At 71.5% G+C, this 20,277-nt stretch carries 25 protein-coding genes and 1 pseudogene; 13 read left to right on the forward strand and 13 right to left on the reverse strand.

The window, feature by feature from the left end:
• Positions 1–31 precede the first annotated feature (31 nt).
• Entirely contained in the window at positions 32–1,027 is a 996-nt protein-coding gene (locus tag AB0D29_RS16595; protein WP_362854799.1) for a hypothetical protein, read from the reverse strand.
• A 145-nt stretch (positions 1,028–1,172) separates the two neighbouring features.
• Here AB0D29_RS16595 and AB0D29_RS16600 point away from each other — a divergent pair, with 145 nt between their 5' ends.
• Positions 1,173–2,042, forward strand: coding sequence for a trypsin-like serine protease (locus tag AB0D29_RS16600; RefSeq protein WP_362854800.1), 870 nt, complete (start codon positions 1,173–1,175; stop codon positions 2,040–2,042).
• Positions 2,043–2,111: 69 nt separating this feature from the next.
• Here the strand turns inward: AB0D29_RS16600 and AB0D29_RS16605 are convergent, their stop codons facing one another.
• From AB0D29_RS16605 to AB0D29_RS16620, 4 genes are all read right to left on the reverse strand, one after another.
• Positions 2,112–2,978: an alpha/beta hydrolase gene (locus tag AB0D29_RS16605; protein WP_362854801.1), complete on the reverse strand. Its 867-nt coding sequence runs from the start codon at positions 2,976–2,978 to the stop codon at positions 2,112–2,114.
• Positions 2,975–3,613 carry a TetR/AcrR family transcriptional regulator gene (locus AB0D29_RS16610; protein WP_362854802.1) on the reverse strand — a complete coding sequence of 213 codons (639 nt, stop codon included), beginning with the start codon at positions 3,611–3,613 and terminating at the stop codon, positions 2,975–2,977. The genes AB0D29_RS16605 and AB0D29_RS16610 overlap by 4 nt, the downstream gene beginning before the upstream one ends.
• A gap of 103 nt (positions 3,614–3,716) precedes the next feature.
• Complete coding sequence (locus AB0D29_RS16615; RefSeq protein ID WP_362854803.1) at positions 3,717–3,854, reverse strand: hypothetical protein; 138 nt, start codon at positions 3,852–3,854, stop codon at positions 3,717–3,719.
• Positions 3,855–4,063: 209 nt separating this feature from the next.
• Positions 4,064–5,293: a serine hydrolase domain-containing protein gene (locus AB0D29_RS16620; protein WP_362855125.1), complete on the reverse strand. Its 1,230-nt coding sequence runs from the start codon at positions 5,291–5,293 to the stop codon at positions 4,064–4,066.
• 379 nt (positions 5,294–5,672) lie between these two features.
• Here AB0D29_RS16620 and AB0D29_RS16625 point away from each other — a divergent pair, with 379 nt between their 5' ends.
• Entirely contained in the window at positions 5,673–6,449 is a 777-nt protein-coding gene (locus AB0D29_RS16625; RefSeq protein ID WP_362854804.1) for a MerR family transcriptional regulator, read from the forward strand.
• A 49-nt stretch (positions 6,450–6,498) separates the two neighbouring features.
• Here AB0D29_RS16625 and AB0D29_RS16630 read toward each other — a convergent pair whose 3' ends face one another.
• The 3 genes from AB0D29_RS16630 to AB0D29_RS16640 all read right to left on the reverse strand — a co-directional run bounded on the left by AB0D29_RS16630 (position 6,499) and on the right by AB0D29_RS16640 (position 8,485).
• Positions 6,499–6,744, reverse strand: a complete 246-nt coding sequence (locus AB0D29_RS16630) for a hypothetical protein (RefSeq protein ID WP_362854806.1) — start codon at positions 6,742–6,744, stop codon at positions 6,499–6,501.
• A gap of 122 nt (positions 6,745–6,866) precedes the next feature.
• Positions 6,867–7,607: a ferritin-like domain-containing protein gene (locus tag AB0D29_RS16635; RefSeq protein ID WP_362854808.1), complete on the reverse strand. Its 741-nt coding sequence runs from the start codon at positions 7,605–7,607 to the stop codon at positions 6,867–6,869.
• A 146-nt stretch (positions 7,608–7,753) separates the two neighbouring features.
• Entirely contained in the window at positions 7,754–8,485 is a 732-nt protein-coding gene (locus AB0D29_RS16640; RefSeq protein ID WP_362854810.1) for an SDR family NAD(P)-dependent oxidoreductase, read from the reverse strand.
• A 95-nt stretch (positions 8,486–8,580) separates the two neighbouring features.
• Between AB0D29_RS16640 and AB0D29_RS16645 the strand changes: the two genes are divergently transcribed.
• Entirely contained in the window at positions 8,581–9,432 is an 852-nt protein-coding gene (locus tag AB0D29_RS16645; RefSeq protein WP_362854811.1) for a LysR family transcriptional regulator, read from the forward strand.
• Between the two features lie 179 nt (positions 9,433–9,611).
• Positions 9,612–10,169 carry a GNAT family N-acetyltransferase gene (locus tag AB0D29_RS16650; protein ID WP_362854812.1) on the forward strand — a complete coding sequence of 186 codons (558 nt, stop codon included), beginning with the start codon at positions 9,612–9,614 and terminating at the stop codon, positions 10,167–10,169.
• A gap of 34 nt (positions 10,170–10,203) precedes the next feature.
• Here the strand turns inward: AB0D29_RS16650 and AB0D29_RS16655 are convergent, their stop codons facing one another.
• Positions 10,204–11,136, reverse strand: a complete 933-nt coding sequence (locus tag AB0D29_RS16655; RefSeq protein WP_362854814.1) for an AraC family transcriptional regulator — start codon at positions 11,134–11,136, stop codon at positions 10,204–10,206.
• Between the two features lie 145 nt (positions 11,137–11,281).
• On the opposite strand from AB0D29_RS16655, the gene AB0D29_RS16660 reads away from it, so the two are divergent.
• Positions 11,282–12,043, forward strand: a complete 762-nt coding sequence (locus tag AB0D29_RS16660; protein ID WP_362854816.1) for an SDR family oxidoreductase — start codon at positions 11,282–11,284, stop codon at positions 12,041–12,043.
• A gap of 90 nt (positions 12,044–12,133) precedes the next feature.
• Here AB0D29_RS16660 and AB0D29_RS16665 read toward each other — a convergent pair whose 3' ends face one another.
• A complete protein-coding gene (locus AB0D29_RS16665) occupies positions 12,134–12,760 on the reverse strand; it encodes an ATP-binding protein (protein WP_362854817.1) in 627 nt (208 codons plus the stop codon).
• Positions 12,761–13,165: 405 nt separating this feature from the next.
• On the opposite strand from AB0D29_RS16665, the gene AB0D29_RS16670 reads away from it, so the two are divergent.
• Positions 13,166–13,648 (forward strand): lamin tail domain-containing protein, encoded by a 483-nt coding sequence (locus tag AB0D29_RS16670; protein ID WP_362854819.1) that lies wholly within the window; start codon positions 13,166–13,168, stop codon positions 13,646–13,648.
• A gap of 246 nt (positions 13,649–13,894) precedes the next feature.
• Positions 13,895–14,122, forward strand: coding sequence for a hypothetical protein (locus tag AB0D29_RS16675; protein ID WP_362854821.1), 228 nt, complete (start codon positions 13,895–13,897; stop codon positions 14,120–14,122).
• A 14-nt stretch (positions 14,123–14,136) separates the two neighbouring features.
• On the opposite strand, the gene AB0D29_RS16680 is transcribed toward AB0D29_RS16675, so the two are convergent.
• Positions 14,137–14,421 carry a hypothetical protein gene (locus AB0D29_RS16680; protein ID WP_362854823.1) on the reverse strand — a complete coding sequence of 95 codons (285 nt, stop codon included), beginning with the start codon at positions 14,419–14,421 and terminating at the stop codon, positions 14,137–14,139.
• Positions 14,422–14,756: 335 nt separating this feature from the next.
• On the opposite strand from AB0D29_RS16680, the gene AB0D29_RS16685 reads away from it, so the two are divergent.
• From AB0D29_RS16685 to AB0D29_RS16700, 4 genes are all read left to right on the forward strand, one after another.
• Positions 14,757–14,993, forward strand: a complete 237-nt coding sequence (locus tag AB0D29_RS16685) for a hypothetical protein (RefSeq protein WP_362854825.1) — start codon at positions 14,757–14,759, stop codon at positions 14,991–14,993.
• Positions 14,994–15,110: 117 nt separating this feature from the next.
• Complete coding sequence (locus AB0D29_RS16690; protein WP_362854827.1) at positions 15,111–16,229, forward strand: alpha/beta hydrolase-fold protein; 1,119 nt, start codon at positions 15,111–15,113, stop codon at positions 16,227–16,229.
• A 243-nt stretch (positions 16,230–16,472) separates the two neighbouring features.
• Positions 16,473–17,105 (forward strand): NAD(P)-binding oxidoreductase, encoded by a 633-nt coding sequence (locus AB0D29_RS16695; protein ID WP_362854829.1) that lies wholly within the window; start codon positions 16,473–16,475, stop codon positions 17,103–17,105.
• 127 nt (positions 17,106–17,232) lie between these two features.
• Positions 17,233–17,730, forward strand: a complete 498-nt coding sequence (locus tag AB0D29_RS16700) for a hypothetical protein (RefSeq protein WP_362854831.1) — start codon at positions 17,233–17,235, stop codon at positions 17,728–17,730.
• Positions 17,731–17,769: 39 nt separating this feature from the next.
• On the opposite strand, the gene AB0D29_RS16705 is transcribed toward AB0D29_RS16700, so the two are convergent.
• Together AB0D29_RS16705 and AB0D29_RS16710 are read right to left on the reverse strand one after the other, a co-directional pair.
• Positions 17,770–17,955 carry an FAD-dependent monooxygenase gene (locus AB0D29_RS16705; RefSeq protein WP_362855127.1) on the reverse strand — a complete coding sequence of 62 codons (186 nt, stop codon included), beginning with the start codon at positions 17,953–17,955 and terminating at the stop codon, positions 17,770–17,772.
• An 87-nt stretch (positions 17,956–18,042) separates the two neighbouring features.
• A pseudogene (locus AB0D29_RS16710) lies at positions 18,043–18,288 on the reverse strand (SDR family NAD(P)-dependent oxidoreductase); the annotation flags it as partial.
• Positions 18,289–18,483: 195 nt separating this feature from the next.
• On the opposite strand from AB0D29_RS16710, the gene AB0D29_RS16715 reads away from it, so the two are divergent.
• Together AB0D29_RS16715 and AB0D29_RS16720 are read left to right on the forward strand one after the other, a co-directional pair.
• A complete protein-coding gene (locus AB0D29_RS16715) occupies positions 18,484–18,999 on the forward strand; it encodes an SRPBCC family protein (RefSeq protein WP_362854833.1) in 516 nt (171 codons plus the stop codon).
• Positions 19,000–19,112: 113 nt separating this feature from the next.
• A complete protein-coding gene (locus AB0D29_RS16720; RefSeq protein WP_362854835.1) occupies positions 19,113–20,153 on the forward strand; it encodes an AraC family transcriptional regulator in 1,041 nt (346 codons plus the stop codon).
• The last annotated feature ends 124 nt before the right edge of the window (positions 20,154–20,277 follow it).

Genomic DNA, 20,277 nt, shown 5'->3' on the forward strand with positions numbered 1-20,277 from the left:
GCCCTCGTGCAGCAGGCCCCCGTGGGCGGACCTAGGCGAGCAGCCACTGAGGTGGGTGGCCTGGGTCGGCAGGGCAGGTGAAGACGTGCAGGTCCCGGTCCCGGCCGAAGCGGAGCCGGGTGGGGGTCGCAAGGGTCCGGTCGAACCGGATGGCGTCCTTCCCCCGCAGGGACGGGTCGCGGTCCTCCAGTGGAACCCAGCTGTGCGAATCGGCGTCCATCTCTTCGCCGGCGGCCGTCAGCAGCAGCCTCATCGGGGTCGCGCAGGACGCGCAGTCGACGGTCAGCGGGCCCGTCGACGCCCAGCTGGGAAAGCCGCCGACCCGCCAGCCGGGCGGGATCGACAGGTCGCACTGGTAGCTCGGCGCCATGCGCCCGTGCTGTGCCGACTGGGCATCCTCCCAGGCGTCGATACGAGCGATCAGCGCGGCGGGCAGCGCGTCTTCCTCCGCCCACGGGTAGGTGACCACCTGCTCGGGATGCAGGACGCACGGCTCGGGAAGCTCGTCCTCCCACCGGAGCAGGGGCAGTTGGGGAGGGGCCGCCAGGAAGCCTTCCGCGGCCTCGGTCTCCGCGGCCCGTCGCCACCGCAGGACGTAGCGGCGCTCGAGGTCCGAACCGTGCCTGAGCGGGCAGCGGAAGAGCTGCACCAGGTCCGCACCGCCGGGCCCGGCCGCCAGGCCGGGGACGTCCCGGCGGAAGAACTGGGCGAGCCCCGTGAACGGCACCGGTCCGCCCTCCCCCGGCGTTCCGCCGCCGGGCCACGGCCGGCTCGCCGGCCATGCGCCTGCGGCGCGGCCGCTGCGGATGTCATCCGGTGCGTACCCCTCGGCCTCCGGCCGGTGGGGCTCCTCGCAGACCGGCCACGGCTCGCCCACCGGCCACAGCATCGGCCCGCCGACATGACTGTCGCGCATGCCGGGCCGCCCCGGCCTCGGGTGCAGCCGCGTCGTCCGCCCCCGGTGCGCGGCCAGCTCCGGAGACACGGCCTCCACGGACACCGGCCTGGCCGGCGTGGTCCTCGTCATGCGCAGACCGTACGCGGCCGGGAAACCGACACGCGCACCTCCCGCGATCCCGGCCCCGGCCCGGGCCCGGGCCCGGGCGGAGACCCGGCGTGCGGGGTCGGTGCGCGCCGTGAAGTAGCCTGAGCCGATCTTGGGGGCGAACCACATGACATTCAGACGAGCTCGGGGCTGGGCGGCGGCGGCGGCAGGGGTGCTGCTCGTTTCGGTCGCCGGATGCGGACCGTCCTCCCACGCGGCGAAGGCAACCGAGGCCGTCCTGGCTCGTGAGGCGGCGCTCAGTGCGGCCGAGCAGCAGCGGGTCGAGCAGTACTGGGTGGGCCACGGTATCGCCGGGATGGCGCGGGCCGAGCGGTCCGAGGACTTCGTACAGCCGGAGTGGGACGAGGGGGGTGCCATCGCCCTGACCGTCGGCCGCCTCTATGCCACGGGCGGGCAGGACGCGGCCTGCACCGCGACGGTCGTCGGCACGAACACCGTCGTGACCGCGGCCCACTGCGTGCGCACGAGCCTCTCCAACGGATCCTCGCAGACGGCGACATGGGACGAGAACCTGTACTTCGTTCCCGGCTACCGGGACGGGCAGAGCCCCCACGGCGGGTTCACCGTACGCAGGGTGCACATGGCCGAGGACTGGCAGGCCGACGGCAACGATGTCGCGATGCTGGAGATGAACCACGCTGCGGATGGACGGACCGTCTCGGCGGTGGTCGGAGCCCAGAGGATCGCCTTCGGCGCGAAACCGGGAAACCCCACCCACCAGTTCGGCTACCCCTACACCAGTCGGGTGCTGCATTGCGAGGGCCCCGGCATCCAGCCGCGGCGTGCGCCGAAGCTCTTCCGGATCCCCTGTCTCATGGGCGTCGGTTCGAGCGGCGGCCCGTACGTCGTCGACCTCGATCCGGCGGGCATGGGAACGGTGGTCGCCGTGAACGTCAGCAGCGACGACTCCCACAGCTACGGCACTGCCCTCGGCCCCCTCGCCGCCAGGCTCTACGCCCAGTCGGAACACCCCTGACCCACCGGCTCCGCAGCCGGCCGGCCTGCTGGAGGCGGGGGCGCGGGCCGGGGCGGTGCGCGGGCTCGCTCATTCGGCCGTCTCCAGCGATTCCAGAAACGGGACGATCGCGTCGAGGAAGTGGTCGTTCCGATCGCCGGCCACCATGTGCCCGGCATCGAGGACATCGATGCGCCGCGCGCGGGGAACCCTGGCGCAGAACTGCTCCGCGACGTCCTCGCGCACCACGTCGCTGACCCCGCCGCGGACGAGCAGGATCGGCACGTCGGCGTGGCGCGCGGCGCCGAGGAGACGCTCCGCCATGCCCGGTGGGTCCATCCGGCCCTCGAAGCAGTCCAGCATCCGGGGGTCCCAGTGCCACACCCAGCGGTCGCCGCGGCGTCGCAGGTTGGTCCGTAGCCCTTCGGGGTCGGACGGCCGCGGGCGGCGCGGCAGGTGGGCGGACACCGCCGCGGCCGCCTCCCCCACGTCGGCGAATCCGTCCGGATGGCCGCGCATGAACGCGACGATCCGGCGGAACCCGCGGGGATCCGGTCGATGGGCGACGTCGACGAGCACCAGGGCACGGATCGCCGCGTGCGGTGCCTCTCCGGCGGCGAGCAGCGAGGCCAGGCCGCCGAGCGAGGCACCGATGAGTACCGGCCGGCTGCCGAGCTGGGCGGTGATCGCCCGGACGTCCTCGGCGAACAGGTCGAGGGCGTAGTCTCCGTCGGCCGACCATGCGCTGGTCCCGTGCCCGCGCAGGTCCGGGGCGATGGCGCGCCACCCCAGCGCGGCCAGCCGAGGACCGGTGCGGTCCCAGGCGTGCCGTGTCTGGCCGCCGCCGTGCAGCAGGACGAGAGGGGGAGAGGACCCCTCTCCCCACACGTCCGCCGCGAGCCGGATCCCGCCGTGGCCCACGAAGTCCCGGCGCCGTGGCGGGGCGCCGGCCGTCATACCGCGCCCCGGGCTCGCAGCGGCGCCAGCAGCTGGTCGCGGTGGGGATCCGCGGCCGCGGCGGCGAGCGCGACGTCCAGTGCGAACAGGGCGTTCGCGAGGAACTCGTCGTCATCGATCAGGGCGGCGACCCATCGGTGCAGCGCGCCGACACACGAGGTACTGACCACGGCGGCCAACGCGTCGGTGTCCACGTCGGCGCGCAGGAGGCCGCATGTCCGCGCTTCCGCCATGGCCCGGCGGAGCTGGACGAGCGGACTGCGGTCGAGTACGAGGCCGCTCTCCTCCCAGCCGCGCACCATGCGACGGGACACGACCGGGTCGCCGACGAAGAGCTGGACGGTCGACCTGACGACCTCCCGCGGGTCACCGGCTCCCAGCTCCGCCAACCGGTCCTCGAGTTCGTCCATGAACCCGTCGGCGAGGGCCTCCCAGATCTTCTCCCGCGGTCCGATCAGGTTGTACACGGTGGCCGGCGAGACCTCCGCGCGCTCGGCGATCCGCTCGGTGCTGATCACCGATCCCGGGCTCTCCCTCAGCAATTCGCGCGTCGCGTCGAGGATCCGGAACCGCCTCCGGGCCTTGTGCTGCTCGCGCAGCCCCCCTTCGGCTGTCTGCTCGCGCTCCGTCTGCACGGGCACCTCCTCCCCTCCCGCAAAACTTAGAGACACTTCTAATTTTAGAGATGCCTCCAGATTGAGTCCGGCAAACCTCCGCGCACGAGGGCCTTACGCCGCATCACGAGCCCGCGTCGACCGGCTCGGGGTGGTCCGACGTGACCTGCTCCACGGCGACGGACATGAACGCCGCGACGGTGTCGGCCTCTTCTCGGGTCAGCGAGAGGACGCTGCTGATGACGACGAGCGAACTCCCCACGCGTACGACCGTCGCGTAGGCGCTTTGCGCGTCGCCCGTGGCGCCTGTGGGGCTTGTGGGGCTCGGGGGGCCCGCCGTCACCGTCACCCGGGAACGAGTAGAGCGTCTCCATGCCGGGTATGACGCCGTACCCGACGGAGTGTCCGCCGCTGAACATGGCCGTCGCGGACGCAGACGATGCCGCCGTACTCGCGGTTTCGAGCTCTTCGTCAGTCGTCGATGGCCTGGTAGAGCGTGGTCCAGAAGTCGTGGATGAGCCGCGGTGAATCCGGGGTGGACATCCCGACCTGGGTGAGCAGGATTCCGGTGAGCTGGTTGGCCGGGTCGGCGTAGGCGGTGGTGCCCGTACCGCCGTCCCAGCCGAACTGGCCGACGGGCGCGTAGTCGACGCGACGGGTGCGTACGGCCATCCCGAAGCCCCAGCCACCGTGCAGTCCCTGGCCGACCGCGACATGGGCGATGTTCCCGTACATCGCGTCGCGGGCGGCTTGCTGCCCGGGCGTGAGGCGGTTGGTGGTCATCAGCTCGACGGCGGGCCGGGAGAGGATGCGTTCGCTGCCGTGCATCCCGTGGTTCAGCAGCATCCGGAAGTAGGCGTGGTAGTCGTCGACGGTGGAGACGAGCCCGCCGCCCGCTCCCTGGAACGCCGGAGGCCGGCTGGACCGTCCGCCGGCCGCCTCGTCCCACACGAGGAACTCTCCGGTCTGCGGATCGGGTCCGTAGAGGGGCGGCAGCCGGTCGATCTTGCCTGCGGGCACGTGGAAGGCGGTGTCCTTCATCCCGAGCGGATCGAGGATGCGTTCCCGCAGGAAGGTCTCCAACGGCCGGCCCGTGACCCTGGCGACGAGCACGCCGAGCACCTCGTTGCTGAGGTCGTACTGCCACCGCTCACCGGGCTGGTACGACAAGGGCAGCTCGCCGAGGCGGCGCATCCACTCGTCCGGGTCGGGCGCCGGCCCGGATGCCACGCTGTAGTCGAGGCGCTCGAAGGTCGCGGCCCTGATCGGGGAGTCCAGCAACTCGAAGTCCACTCCGAGCCCGAACGTGGAGGTCAACAGGTCGCGTACGGTGATCGGCCGCCGTGCCGGCACGGTGTCCTCCAGCGGGCCGTCGGGCCGCTTCAGCACGCGCCGGTCGGCGAGTTCGGGCAGCCACGGATCCACCGGCTCGTCCATCCGCAGCCGTTGCTCATCGAGCAGGATCATCACCGCTGCCATCGTGACCGGCTTGGACGTGGACGCCATCCGGAAGATCGTGTCCCGGCGCATCGGCGGGCCACCGTCATGGCGCATCGTCCCGATCGCCTCGACGTGCGTCCGGCCGCCGCGGCTGACCAGGGCGACGAGCCCGGGAATCCTCTTGGACTCGACGTGCCGTGCCAGTACGTCGCGCAGTGCGCGCAGCCCGCCTTCGGAGAAGCCGCCGTTGCTCGTTCCCATCATGATCTCCCTGTCCATGTGCGTGTCCATGTCCGTGTCCACGGTGTTCGATCCCACGGCAGCCCTGCCGAGTACCCGGCCCCTTCTCGGCGGCCATGCAATGACCATGGACCCTGACCCAAGGTCAAGGTCAACACCCTTCGCGATCACGGTTCGACCGCCACCGATCGCAGGCGTCGTCGGCTCGCCTCCCGGCCTCAACCGGCCTCAACCGGCCTCGGCGGCAAGGGGAATGCGCTCGAACGGATGCGCGCTACCCTCGCCCTTGTGATCACCCGCAACCCGAACCCCGAGGTGAGCCCGAAGGGTTTCCGCGCCCTCGTCGGCCCGGCGGTTCGCGCGACCACAGCCACCCACGATCCGAAGGGGTGCTGAGCCGATGGCAGACGGGCTCACGATCGGGCAGGCGGCAGCGTTCGTCGGCGTCACGATCAAGACCGTGCGGCACTATCACCGGCTCGGGCTGGTCGCCGAGCCGGAGCGTGACAGCTCCGGCTACCGGCGTTACGCGTCCGCCGACCTGCTCCGCATGGTCCAGGTCCGGACCCTGGCCGGGGCCGGCGTGCCGCTGGCCGAGATCGGCGACCTGCTCGACGCCGATCCCGAGCGGTTCGCCGCCGCCCTGGACGACGTACACCGCCGGCTCACCGAACGGATCGAGGACCTGATCGGGCGCCGCGACACGCTGCACCGGCTCGCCCATGGCGACCGGGTCCTGCTGCCCGACCGGGCCTGCGCGGTCTTGGACCGACTCGCCGATCTCGGCTTCGATCCCGACTACGTGGCCGGTCAGCGGGAGGCCCTGATCCTGGCCCGGGCGCTGGTTCCGGAGATCTTCGACAGCTTCCTGATCCGGCTCGAACAATCCCTTGAAGATCCCGAGCACGTCGAGCTGACCAAGCGCGGCTGGGATGCGAGGTCCTGGGATCCGGACGACCCCCGGATCGAGGAGCTGGCGTCGACCCTGACCAACAAGCTGCTGGCCAACCGCGACCTGCTGGCGACGCCGACCGGATTTCGGAACCGGTCCGACGCCGCCTCCCGCTACGGGGTGGTCAACCACCACCGCGAAGACGAGGCACCGTCCATCGCCCGGCTGAACGCACTGGTCGAGGCGAACCTGCGCGCGGCCGGCATCGCCGTCCCGCACCAGTGACGAACACCGGGAACCACTCGCCGCGGGTTCGCACTCGAGTCCGCTGGCCCTACGCGCGGTCGCCGAAGAACCGGCCCTGCTCGCACAGCTCGTCGATCTCCAGGTTCTCTTCCTCGCTCAGCTGCGCGTCGAGCGCAACGTCGATGACGCGCCGGGCCTGGGCCAGCCTGTGAAGGACGTCCCAGTCGTCGACGAACTGGCCGACGGTGCGCTCGTCGGCTGTTCCCGCCCCCTGGCGCGATCTGAGCCTGTCGAGAGAAACGACGAACTCGTTCAGGTCTTGCAGAACCGCCACGACCTGGTCGAGGGGGAGCGGACCTCCCGGGAAGCCATGTCCACCGGCCGAGTACACCACAGGTCATGGACGGCTCGGCCACAGGCGCCCGGCCGCCCCCCACCTCCCGACAACGGCGAAGGTCACACTCCCGCGCCGGCCCCGGCCGGTGCGGGAACCGGGCCGCCCGACATCGCGCGGGCCATCCACGCGGAGGAGCGCAGGGTCTGCGCGACGAACGCACCCCGGCCCACCCCCAACGCCCGCAAGGCCGGGCCGTGGTCCACCGCGACCAGGACGGCGGCGCCGGCCAGCAGTCCGCGCCAACCGGCCGTCACCGATCGACGGGCGGGCCTGGGCAGCCCGGCGAGGCCCTCGCGCAGGCGTAGGCAGTGGAAGGGAACGTGCCGTTCCTCGTCCGCCAGGATCCGGCCCGCGACCTCGGAGGCCAGCGGGTCGGCGACGCCGTCGCGCAGGGCCCGGTAGTACCCCAGCGCCACGACCTCGGCGATCATCAACACCAGCAGCTCCACCCGCAGTCCGAGCAGCCGCCGCACGCGGACGAAGGTCGCGTCGCTCCAGTGCCCGTCGAGGGTGCCCGCCCCACCGGCTGCCAGCAGGAGCTTCAGCATCCGCGCATGGTTCTGCTCCTCGGCGACGAAGAGCCGGACCGCCTCGGAGTAGACCGGATCACCCGCGAGATCGGCCTTGCCGCAGAGCGCGGAACCGTCGCCGTCCTCGCCGACCTGGAACTTCTGGATGCTACGGACGATTTCGGCCGGCAGCCGCGCGCCCTTCCCCCAGTCGGGGTCGCCCACAGCCGCCCGCCGCTCCCGCTCGGCCTGGAACTCGCTCACCCATGCCCCGTACCCAGTTTTGATCATGTTCAAGAACCTAGCGGTCGTTGAGCGTGTTCAAAAGTGCTGGAGTGTCATGGCCCCGTAACAGAACGACGCGGACCGCACCGCCGTCGGCGCCGAGCCGATGGGCGCAGCGGCATCAGCCTGGCGGGTGATGGCCACCGGGCACATCACCAGGGCACTGCGCCGGCGTCGTCGAAGAACTGTCCGGTGGGGCCGTCGTCGGGCAGGGTCGCGAGTGTGATGGCGATCGCCGCGCCCTGTTCGGGGGTGCGCACGCCGCGGAAGCCGTTGAGGTCGGTGGCGACGTAGCCGGGGCAGCCGGTGTTGATCAGGATGTTCGTGCCGCTCAGCTCCCGGACGTATTGGAGGGTGACGGCGTTCAGGAACGTCTTCGACGGCGCGTACGCCGCGGACACCGGACCCGCCGTCTGCTCGGCGGCGGGTCCCGACTGCCGGGTGAGGGAGCCGACGGTGCTGGACATGTTCACGATCCGTGGTGCTGCGGAGCGGCGCAGCAGCGGCAGCATCGCGTTGGTGACGCGGATGACACCGATCACGTTGGTGTCCACGACGGTGTGGATGGTGGCGGGGTCGATCCGGGTGGGCTCCTGTGGCATGTCGCCTGCGATGGCGGCGTTGTTGACGAGCACGTCGAGGCGTCCGGCCCGTTCCTCGATCAGCCGTGCGGCGGCGGTCGCGCTCGCGTCGTCGGTCACGTCCAGCGGTACGGCGAACGCGTCGATGCCGGCGGCGCGCAGTTTCTCCACCGCGGCGCTGCGGCGCTGCTCGTCGCGGGCGCCGACGCCGACGCTCCAGCCGAGGGCGCCCAGGCCTGCGGCGATCTCGTAGCCGATTCCCTTGTTCGCGCCGGTGACCAGCGCGATCGTCCGTTCAGTCATGGGGACGATGCTGCCTTCGGGCCCCGGCCGGGGTCCAAGACCAATCGGGTGCGCAACGATACCGCCAGGGTATTGATCCGGGATAGCGTGGCCGGATGGAGACCCGGGAACTGCGGTATTTCGTCGCTGTCGCCGAAGAGCTGCACTTCGGGCGTGCCGCGCAGCGGCTCGGGATCGCGCAGCCACCGTTGTCACGGGCGGTCCAGCGGCTCGAACGCCGGCTCGGGGCAGTGCTGTTGGATCGGACCAGTCGCACGGTCACGCTGACCGAGGCCGGCTCGGTGCTGTTGGTCGAGGGCCGGGCGGCTCTCGACGCGGTCGAGGCCGCCGAGCGGCGGACCCGCCGCGCCGCCCTTTCCGTGAGCGGCCGCCCCGGCCTGGTCCTGGTCACGAAGGCCAGCGCCTCCAGGGAACTGCTGGCGAGACTGCTCGACGCGTACGCCGCCGAACCCGACGCGGTCCCCGTCGAGGTCCTCCTGTGCGGTCCGGCCGAGCAGGAACGGCTCCTGCGCGAGGGCCGGGCCGATGTGGCGCTGCTGCACCGGCCGTTCGACTCGACGGCCGGATTCCACACCGAAGAGCTCAGCACGGAGGGCCAGGTCGCGGTCCTGCCGGCCGGGCATCCGCTCACCGCCCGGGCCCATGTGCACATGGCCGACATCACCGGGCTGCCGGGCCTGCCCCTCCCCCGCTGGCCCGACCCCGACGGCACCTACCCGCCCGGCCCGGGCCCGCAGGTCCGCGACCATGCGCAGTTGTTGCAGCTCGTCGCGCACGGCCGTGCCTGTGCGGTCTCACCGGAGTCGTGCCGAGCCCAACTGACCGCCGACCTCGCCGCCGTGCCCGTGCTGGACGCGCCGACCGTCACCACCGTGATCGCCTGGCCACCGCACAGCCGGTCCAGAGCCGTCGCCGACCTCGTCCGGACTGCGACACGTCTCCCGTAGCTCCCACCCGCCCGGCCTTCGCACCCTTCGTCCATGGCGTGTCCGGCGGACCGTTCCGGGCGGACGGCAACCGGCAGCTCGTCCGAGCGCGTCTCGGTGTGTGGCGACGTCAGAAGTCGTCGCCTGCCATGGCCGTACGAGGTCGAACCGTGTGGCCGAGAGGAATCAGGAGCCGTTCCATGCCGGACGAGACCACAGTGCACCCCGTCGCCTGGCCGCCTGCCCCGATCAGGACCGAGCGGCTGGTGCTCCGTGAGTCCGAGGCCCGGGACCGTGCGGCGTTCATCGAGCTGTTCGCCTCGCCAGAGGTGGGCACCTACACCGGCGGCTCCCGACCGCGTGACGAGCTCGAGCGCGCGATGCCCGAGGTGCCCGGGCGGCGCCCCGGCCTTTTCGTGATCGAGCTCGACGGAGCGATGGTCGGCATGACCACACTCGATCCGCGCGACGCGGAACGTCCGGGTCACGTCCGCCCGGAAGCCGGGGAAACCGAACTCGGCTACCTGTTCCTGCCGCGGGCATGGGGGCGCGGGTACGCCTCCGAGGCGTGCGCGGCGGCTCTCGACTGGTTCGCCGGCGCGCGGCCCGGCGAGCCGGTGGTACTCACCACCCAGGCCGCCAACGACCGTTCGATGCGCGTCGCGAAGAAGCTGGGGTTCACCGAGGTCGAGCGGTTCGAGGAGTACGGCGCCGAGCAGTGGTTCGGCGTGTGGTCCTCGGCCACGCCGTCCGATTGAGCTCGCACCACTTGAACTGGCGGACCGGGCGACGTCAGGGCCCGCCTGCCCGGTCGGGGACCACGGCCTGTCGGTCCCGGCTGAGCGAGACATCGAGCCTCAGCCGGGCGGCGTCCTTGCTGGGCGGAGTGCCGAACTGCCGCCGGTACTCACGACTGAACTGCGACGGGCTGTCGTACCCGACGCGGTGGGCGACCCCGGTGACGTCGCCGGGACCGGTGGCCAGCAGCAGCCGCGCTTCCTGGAGCCGGATCTGCTTCTGGAACCGGAGCGGGCTCATCGCGGTCACGGCCTGGAAGTTCCGGTAGAAGGCGGACTGGCTCATGCCGGACAGCCGTGCCAGGTCCTCGACCCGGAACGGCTGCGCGTAGTGGCTGCGGATCCACGCCACCGCCCGCGCCACATGGCTCAGGCCGCTGTCGGCGAGACCGAGCTGGCGTACGGTGCCGCCCTGTTCCCCGGTCATCACCCGCCACAGGATCTCGCGCTTGACCAGGGGCGCGAGCGCTGCGCGGTCGCGGGGCCGGTCGAGGAGCCGCAGCAGGCGCACCACCGCGTCGAGCAGTTCGTCGGGCGCGTCGCAGACGGCGAGCGCCGCCGCGGCGCCGCCGCCGGCGCGGGGGACGTCCCCGGGACCCGCGAGCAGCAGCAGTTCGGCGATGTCGGAGGGCTCCAGCAGCAGGCCGAAGCCCAGGGCCGGGCAGTCCGGTCCGACGCGCAGGAACTGGCCGGTGACCGGCAGGTCGACGGAGGCCACGAGGTACTGTCCGGCGCCGTACTCCAGCACCCGGTCCCCCACGGCCAGGCGCTTGGTGCCCTGCGCGATGACCGCGAGCACGGTGCCGGTGGTCGCCGGCTCCGGTGCGTCCGACCGGTCGACCTTCGATACGAGCACCCCGTCGATGGCCGTGGTCGCGTCCGGGCGCGCGTGCCGGGCGAGCAGGCTCCGCAGCTCTTCCAGATCCATGGTTCCAGTGCAGCACAGGACCGGCGTCCGCATCCCGCGCTCGGGAGGATCAGGCAAGTCTCCTGGACGATCGTTCTATCGAAACAGCAGGTCAGAGGCGTCCAATGGAGGTACCGAATCCCTACGGACTCCCAGGAGGACCATCATGAAGGTCGCCATCGTCACGGGCGCCAGCTCCGGTATCGGACAGAGCGCCGCCATCCGGATCGCCGAACGCGGGACCGGAGTGATCCTCACCTACGGCCGCAACCGGCTGGGCGCCGAGGACGCCGCGGCCGCCATCGAGAAGGAGGGCGGCACGGCCGTCGCACTGCACCTGGACCTCGGCGACAGCGCCGGCTTCGACGCCTTCCGCGAGTCCGTGGCCGAGGCGCTCCGCACGATCTGGAGCCGCGACACGTTCGACCACCTGGTCAACAACGCCGGCATCGCCCAGACCTCGCTGATCGAGGACACCGAGGAGGAGGACTTCGACCGGCTGATGCGCGTGCTGCTCAAGGGCCCGTACTTCCTGACCCAGCGGCTCCTCCCGCTGATGGCCGACGGCGGCTCCGTCGTCAACGTCAGCAGCAGCGCGGCGACCGCGACCTCCGGGCTGGAGCCCGGCTACGGGGCGTACGCGGCGATGAAGGGCGGCCTCAGCGTGCTGACCCGCTACATGGCCAAGGAGTTCAGTCCGCGCGGCATCCGCGTCAACGCGGTCTCGCCCGGCGCCACGCGCACCCGGCTCGGCGACGACGCGTTCACCCGCTTCCCCGAGGTCGTACCGGCCATCGCCGCGAAGACCGCCTTCGGCCGGGTCGGCGAGCCCGACGACGTCGGCTCGCTGATCGCGACCCTGGTCGGCGACGAGAGCCGCTGGATCACCGCCCAGGACATCGAGGTCTCCGGCGGCTACCAGCTGTAGGCCGCACGGCGGGATCCGGGGCGTGGTCCACGAGGTCGCCTCGCGACATCCTTTCGACAGCCTCTCGGCCGTTGAACTCGCGCTGATCCCTCAGTCGTTGCGCCGGTCGTCGACGTGGACCTCCAGATGCGGCCAGACCGTGGCCAGGCGCGCAAGGTCGCCGGCGGGCGGAACGGTCACCGAACCCAACGACGGGTCCGGCCTGAAATGGACCAGCGTTCCCGTCGTGCCGTCGACCTCCACGGGCTCAAGGCCGCTGACGGGCACGCCGTGTTCGTAGCGCTGGGTCCAGGCCCCGTTGAGGCGGCGGTTGGTATGGGCGAGCCACTCGCTGAGCGCCGCGACCACCGACATGCCGCGCCGGGGCCGGCCGTCGGGCAGCACCTCGGCCTGCGGGAAGTCGAAGAAGCGGAGATCCTTCGTGGCCATGACCGGCTTCTTCACGACCTGGCCGTGCTCGTCCACGCGGGTGTCGGTGCCCCGTCCGTCATCCCGCACGGACAGCGAACCGTCGGGGTGGAGGACGACGGCGCAGCTTCCCCCGCCCTTGCTCGCCGCTTCGTCGGCGGCGTAGGCGAGCACCTCGAGGACGAGGTGCCAGGGTCCGTCCGGAGCGAACTCCGCGGGATTCCGTCGGATGTGCGCCAGATGGTCGGCATCGACGAGGCCGGACCAATCGTGTGTCGTGTTGGCCCAGGAAGCCCTCGATACGTCCATCGGGCAAGTATCCCGCCCGGTGATGACGGCCCGGAGACCATCCCCCTGGCTGACGCAACGGGATCCGTACGGCGCGAGCGGCTGTTACAGGAGCCTGAACCCGTTCGGCGCACAGCGCACGGCATGGCGCGAATGAACTGGTTATGTGGCCGAAACCCTCTCTGCTCCGACAATGCGGAGGCCGCACCCACCGCTGCGCGATTCACGTCAACCGGGCCTTGACCCTTGCCCCGTACAAGCGAGAGTTACGGACATGTCCGCATTGAGAAACACACATCACGAGTTGTGGCGATTGGCGATGGTGCGCGCCAAAGTGTGGGTTCTCGGCAGGACGCCGGGAACCGCACGGAGCCCGCCCGGCTCGCACAACACCGGGCTGGGCTGACTGTTCAAGGAGCCATCTGCATGTCTGCTTCCCCCGCCACCCGCCGCCTCCTCGCCGCGGTCCTGGCCGCCGGCGCCCTGGTCGGCGCGGCCGCCGTTCCGGCCGCCGCCCACGACGACGACCGGCGCGGCCACCACGGCCGGCAGTCCTCGATCGTCATCGGCGACGTCCAGCACGACGGTCGCGGCCGCGACAGCCGCGCCCTGAACCGTGAATGGGTCGAGGTGAAGAACACCGGCCGGGGCGCCGTCAACCTCCGCGGCTTCACCCTCACCGACCAGGACGGCAACCGCTACCGCTTCGACCACCTCCGCCTGGACGGCCGCTCCAGCGTCAAGGTCCACACCGGCAACGGACGCGACACCCACCGCGACGTGTACCAGGACCGCCGCCACCAGATCTGGGACGAGCGCGACACCGCCACCCTCCGCGACGACCGCGGACGCGTCATCGACACCGAGAGCTGGGGCCGCCGCGGACACCACGACAACCACCGTCGCTGACCAAGACCGGCAGCCACTCCATCGGGGGCAGTGACCTGCCGGCCACCCACAGGGGCGTGCCGCGGCAACCAGCCGCGGCACGCCCTTCGTCCTCAGGTGGGCCGGGCGACGGCGGTGAAATTGCGGGGCCGTTGTCAGTGCCACCTGAGAGCATCGCTCGTGGCCGAACGGCCGACCACGACGGGGGGACAGGACATGGACGGCGAGAACGCGTACACGTGGCCGCGCGGGGCGGCTGCCTCGGCCATGGCAGAGCTTGAGGAGTGGCTGGCCGAGCGCGGCTGGGAGGTCGACCCGACGGTCTACATGGCCGGCGCCGGCGGCGCCGCCGTCCACGTACGGCGCGTCGGGGTAGCCTGGGGCGACAGCGAGGCCGGCCTGCTGATCCTCCCCGCCGAAACCGTGCTGTGGGACGGGACCCGCATGCGGATCGCACCCAGAACCGCCGTGCCCGCACGGTGCCCGGCCTCGTAGACCGCCGCCGGGCGCTAGGCGGAGGCGACGACCTCGCCTGCTGTGACCTGCGGCGCATTGGGGAGGAGCGAAGCGAGGTTCTCCCGCACGAAGTCCGCCGCTCTCTCGATCGACTCGTCGGCGCCCGCACGGTCCTGGAACACGCTCGTCGAAACCATCACCCCATCACCGGCATCGACCCAGTAGTAGGCCACGAATCCGGTGACCTGGCGCATGATCGGCACGAACCCCTCGTCGACGAGGCGCCCGGCTTCGGCCGGATCGGTCACGCCTTCGTACCTCCGGACTGCTGCGTACATGGCTGGTCTCCTCAACGGTGCTCGGCGTCTTCGCTGCGAAGATGACGTACCCCGCCCGCCCCGTGCGCGCCTCGCAACGCGCCCTCCCGTCACCGGAAGAGCCCTCCCCGGTCATACGAACGGTGGGCTCGTGCGGGTCGGACCGGTGCGCGCAGGCCGGCGCGGGAGGGGCGAGGCCACGGCCGTCAGCTGCGCTCCGGAGGCGTGCACGACCGGCGGAGGGCGCGCGGAGAGCAGCGCATCGGGTTCGACTCCCGAAACGACAGTGCGGCTCAGCAGCAGTGCAATGGGTTCCCAGGGGTGTGACCGGCGGTGCGGTACCGCGTTGTTCCGGCATGGAGATGGACGAAGAAGACTTCCTCGGCGTGCTCTTGGACGCCGTCACCGACACCCGCCTGAAGCTGCTCACCGGGGACGAAGCGCGGGCGGTCATGATGCTCCTCGGCGCGCTCGAGGAAGAGAGCCGCTCCGAAGAGGTGCGCCGGGCCGCCGAAGAGATGCGCTACCGCCTGGGCTCCCGCCTCGCTCTGCCCGTAGTCCCCGTTGCGTGTGCCACAGACGCACTCATTTGAAGACTAAACGACATTTACTGCATGTATGTGCAACCTTGGAGTCGAAAAGCGCATCCAAAAAGGAGGACCCACCCGTTCTGCCCGCCCGAGGGCAGCCGCCCCGTTCGGAGCAAGTTCGTGCACGAGTACCAGCAGCCGCAGCCGCAGCAACACAGGCGATCCCGCAAGAAGGTGTGGATCGGCTCCGCGGTGGCGGTGGCCCTGCTCGCCGGCGCCGGCGCCGGGTTGGTCCTCTGGACGACGGACTGGTTCGACGGGAACGGGGAGTCCGTCAGCTACGGGAAGCCTTCTGCCGGAGCGGCCAAGGACGAGGGGAAGGACAAGGCGACCGGCAGCGGGGGCGGAGGCGGAAAGCCGGCCTCCACGCCGAGCGCGGACCCGGACATATCCCTCCCCGCCGGTCCGTTCACCGACTTCAAACAGACGGTGAAGCTGGACGACGGCACCCGCATATCCAAGGCCCGGGTGAAGGGCGCCAAGTCCGGCTTCGAGGGCAGCGTCTGGGTGTGGACGCCCAAGGAGTACGACCGCCCGGAGTACGCGAAGAGCGCTTTCCCCGTCATGATCGCGCTGCCCGGAGGCAACGGGAACGCCGACAACTACTGGGCGACCATGCCGAAGCTGGGCCTCCAGAAGGCCATCGCCGAGGGCGCCGCAGCCGGCAAGAGCCTCCCGTACATCCTGGTCATGCCGATCCTCAACCCGGACAGCAAGTACTACTACGACGGCTCCGACATCCCCGGCCAGGCCAAGATGGGCACCTGGATCGGCGAGGACGTACCCGACCTCGCCCGGGCCAACTTCCGTACCTACAAGTCCCGCGACGGCTGGGCCTTCATGGGCAATTCCTCCGGCGCCTTCGTCGGCCTCAAGCAGCTCCTGCAGCGGCCGGACCGCTTCCGGGCCGTCATCGCCAACGGCGGCGAGATCGTCCCGGACTCCCCGCTCTGGAAGGGCCACCAGGCGGAAATGGACGCGAACAACCCCGAGAAGATCGCCCCGAAGCTGATCAACGGCAAGGGCCCCGAGGTGAACGTCCTCTTCCAGTACGGCACCAAGGAGGGCGGCCGCGACCGGATGGAGAAGTTCCAGCAGCAGTTCGGCAAGGGCCCGATCAAGGTCACGATCCACGAGATCCAGGGCGGCGACCACAACGGCTGGGACTACGTCCGGGGCATGCAGGAAGGCCCCCTGGAAGAGCTCAGCAAGCTGATGAAGGGCCCGAAGCCGCAGTAGGCGAGCCGCCTGGGGGCTCGCCGCCCGTTGACCGAGGGGTCCTCCTGCGCCCATCGTGCAGTCCTCGGTGCGCCGCGTTCGCGGAGCCCGCTGTGCGGAGTGCCGCGCGGCTAGGCTCGTAGTCGCGCTTCCGGCCGGCGGGGAGTTCCCGATGGTGGTCAGCACGGTGCGTCGCCCTTGGGCCGGTCGCCGTGGGGCCCGTACTCCGGACCCCGGGCCCCGCACGCAGAAAGAGGCCTGATCATGCAGCTCACCCTCCTCGGTGCCACGGGCCCCATCGGCCGGCAGGTACTCGGGCAAGCCCTCACGGCCGGGCACGGGGTCACCGTGCTGGTCCGTGACGCGGCCCGGCTGCCGCAGCGCGACGAGGAACGCGTCACCGTCGTCATCGGCGATGCCGCCTCCGCCGCGGACGTCGAAGAGGCGGCTCGGGGCAGCCGGGCCCTCATCTGTGCCCTGGGACCGGGCAAGGACTACAAGTCCACGCTCGCGACCCGCACCGCCGGTCCCGTCCTGGAAGCCATGGCCGCGGCCGGCGTGGAGCGTCTCGTCTGGCTCTCGGCTCTCGGCTCGGGCGACACCTCCCGGCGCCAGTCCCTCTTCCAGGCCACCGCTGCGAAGCTGGTGATGGGCACGCTCATGGCGGACAAGGGCATCGCCGATGAGACCATCGCCCGCAGCGACCGCGTCTGGACCATCGCCCTGCCCGTGATGTTCGCCAACGGCCAGACCACCGCCGACTACAGGACGATCCCGCTGGACGGAACCCGAGGACGCGTCGGCGGAAGGATCACCCGTGCCGACGTCGCGGACTTCCTGCTCTCCGCCGCGACCAGCGACCTATGGATCCGCCGACGCGTCATCCTCACGCGCTGAGCCATCCGAACGGCAGGCCCCGCAGCCCGCCCGCACGAGTCGAACGCGAAGAGCCCTCGCCAACGGGCCCGATCCGCTCCACCTCACCCGTTCGACCGGCATCCAAGGTTGAAGGGAAGATGGGCGGATGCAGTCGACCGAAGCAGCAGCCGGCGAACTACAGGACCGCGCCGCTCTCTGGAGCGTGGGCGAGATCCCCGCAGCCGAAGTCGTCAGCGCGGCCTGTGACGCGCTCGTCGCCGGCCTGGACGGCCCCGGGCTCCGGGTGCTGGCAGCGTGCACACGCGCCGAGGCGGACTACGACGTGCACGACTTGCTCCCCGAAGCGCTCGATGAGCTCGGCCTCATCCTCCATCCGGCCGCCAGCGAGGCCGGCCAGGAGGCCGCCGTGCGAGCGCTCGCCCGACGCATGCTGGCCGGCGAGCTGGAACCTTGGGAGCTCACTTTCCGGATCAACCGGCGTTACGGGCATGAGCTGCGCCTGGCAGCACGGCTCGCCGAACTCGATGACGAGTACGCCTTCCTCGAATTCGGCGGCGACAGCGCGGCGGCTCAGATCGATGCCGAGGTCACGGCCGAGGCCCGCCGCCTCGCCGCAGACCACCCCCGCGCTCCCACCGTGTGACCTGCCCGGCCTTGAGCAGGGGCGGTGCGGAACCGTCACCTACCGACGGGCGGGTTCGCAGTAGTCGCGGAGGGCGACGCGGTGGTCGCCGTGCGCGGCGGCCAGTTCGCCCGCCAGGACGTACGCGCCGACCAGGGCGAGCCCCGACCCCATGCCCGACAGCGAGGACGGGCAGTGGGTGGCGTCGCCGATCAGGGCGACCCGGCCGCGGGACCAGGCGTCCATGTGGACCTGGCCGACCGAGTCGAAGTAGAAGACGGCCTTGGCCTGGGCGTTGTGGCGAGCGCTTGACGAGAACGTCCAGACCGCCGCCAGTCCCACGACCAATTCCTCGAACAGCCGGTCCACCGCGCCGTCCTCGCCGAACCTCGCCCGGATCGCGAACGCCCGCCCGCCCGCGTCCTCGATCCGCGCCACGGTCTCCTTGGCCGCCTCGTCGTTGCCTCCGTAGTGGACGGCGACCAGCGCACCCTCGGCCGCCAGCCGCAGCGCGACCGCCCGGCCGATTCCCCGCGAGCCGCCGGTCACCAGTGCCGTCTCGCCGGTCAGGTCGTTCATCGTCGCTCCCTGTTCGGTGGCCGGTCGGCGGCGGATCCGGCCATGCCCCAACAGTCGCGGCGGGGGCTCACCGCACGCTCACCACGGGCTCACCGCGGGAGGCGAGGCCGTGGGAGTCATCCGGACTCCGCGGCGGGGGCCCGGGGTCCGGGCGGGGCGGCGACCGCTACCGTCGTGCCCTGAGGAGGGAGCCACATGCCCCGCACGTTCAGCGTTTGCGACACCATCATCGTCGCGGCCGACCCGTCGACGGTCTACCAGCACGTTTCCGACCCCGCTCTCATGGGCCGCTGGAGCCCGGAGAACCTGGGCGGGACCCCGGCCGAGGGACCCGGCACCGCGACTCGGGTCGGAATGGTCTTCGACGGCCGCAACAAGCGCGGCCCGTTCCGTTGGACGACCCGCTGCACGGTCACGGCCGCCGACCCGGACGAGGTCTTCCGGTTCAAGGTCCACGCCATAGGCCTGCGCCGCCCGTGGCTGCGCGGCCCGATCGCCACCTGGGAGTACCGTTTCGCCGCCGTACCGGAGGGCACCGAGGTGACGGAGACATGGACCGACGACCGGCGCGGCTGGCCCGACCCGGTGGCGAACACGTTCGACAGGATCGCGACGAGCGGGCACACCTTCGCCGAGTTCCAGCGCAAGAACATCCGGGCCACCCTGCGCAACCTGAAGTCGGAGCTGGAGGCGCACCCCGCCACTCCTTAGCACGCGTACAGCCTCGGAACTCTCCTGACAGGCCCCCTGAAAGCCGTACCATTCGGCGGAAAAGCCGGTGCGCGCGACCTGCTGATCACCGGCCGGAGACCGGGGGAGACGAGATGCGGGGCAGGTACGGGGAGCGCACGCGCGGGGCGGCGTTACGGGAACAGGGAGCGGGACCCGCCGGCCGGGGCGGACCGGCGGCCGGCGGGCCGCACATGCTGTTCGAGGGGGACGACGTCGAGGCGCTGGACGAGGTGGTGACCGAGGAGTTCTCGCCCCACCGTCTGCGCGTCGGCCGGGGACAGCAGGGGCCGGGCCGCTTCCGCCGCCTGCACCGGCGGGGCCTCGCGCTGTACGAGCTGGGGTGGGGCGCCCCGGTCGAGGTCGCGGCGGGCGAGCTGCCCGACTTCTACAACATCCACATCCCGCTCGCCGGTGACGGGACGGTCCGGGTGGCGGGCCGCGAGGTCACCACGTCGTGCTCGGTCGCCGGTCCCGGGATGACCCTGGGCATGTCCCTGTCGGCCAGGGCGGACACCCTCATCCTGTTCCTTCCGCAGGCAGCGGTCGACGACGCCGTCACCGCGCAGACCGGCGAACCACCCGCCGCCGCCCTGCGCTTCGCCCCCGCCCTCGCGGACGGCGACCCGGCGGTGGCCGCCTGGCTGGAGACCGCGCGGGCCTTCGCGCAGTTCACCGCGTCACCCCTCGCGGCCCGGTCACCGCTGGCCGCCGCGCACTTCGAACAGGTCCTCGTGCACGGCCTGGTGGACCTCCAGCCGCACGACCACTGCGCCGCCCTGCCCGCGCACGCCCATCCGGCGCTGCCGCGTGCCGTGCGCCGGGCCATGACGTACTGCGAGGAACACGCGGGTGAGCCGGTGTCGGTCGCCGACATGGCCGCGGCGGCGCGGGTGAGCCCCCGTACCCTCCAGGACCGCTTCCGGATCGACCTCGGGACCACCCCGGCGGCCCACCTGCGGCGCGTACGGCTGGACCGCGTGCACCAGGACCTGCTGCGCATCGCGGGCGGTTCCGCGTCCGAAACGGTCGCCGAGGTCGCGACGCGTTGGGGCTTCACCCACCTGAGCCGGTTCGCCGCGTACTACCGCGAGGCGTACGGGCAGGTGCCGTCCCGCACCGCCGAAAGGCGCTGACGCCCGCCGGGGCGGTTAGGATCCGGGCCGTCCCGGCGATCCGATACGCGCGGACCATTCGGCGGAGAACGGATAGAGGGCGGCCGTTCGCCCTTCATACGCTGAAACCGGGCCCGGAACACGG

The organism is Streptomyces sp. NPDC048424 (genome assembly GCF_040651555.1).
In the GTDB taxonomy this organism is placed as follows: Bacteria; Actinomycetota; Actinomycetes; order Streptomycetales; family Streptomycetaceae; genus Streptomyces.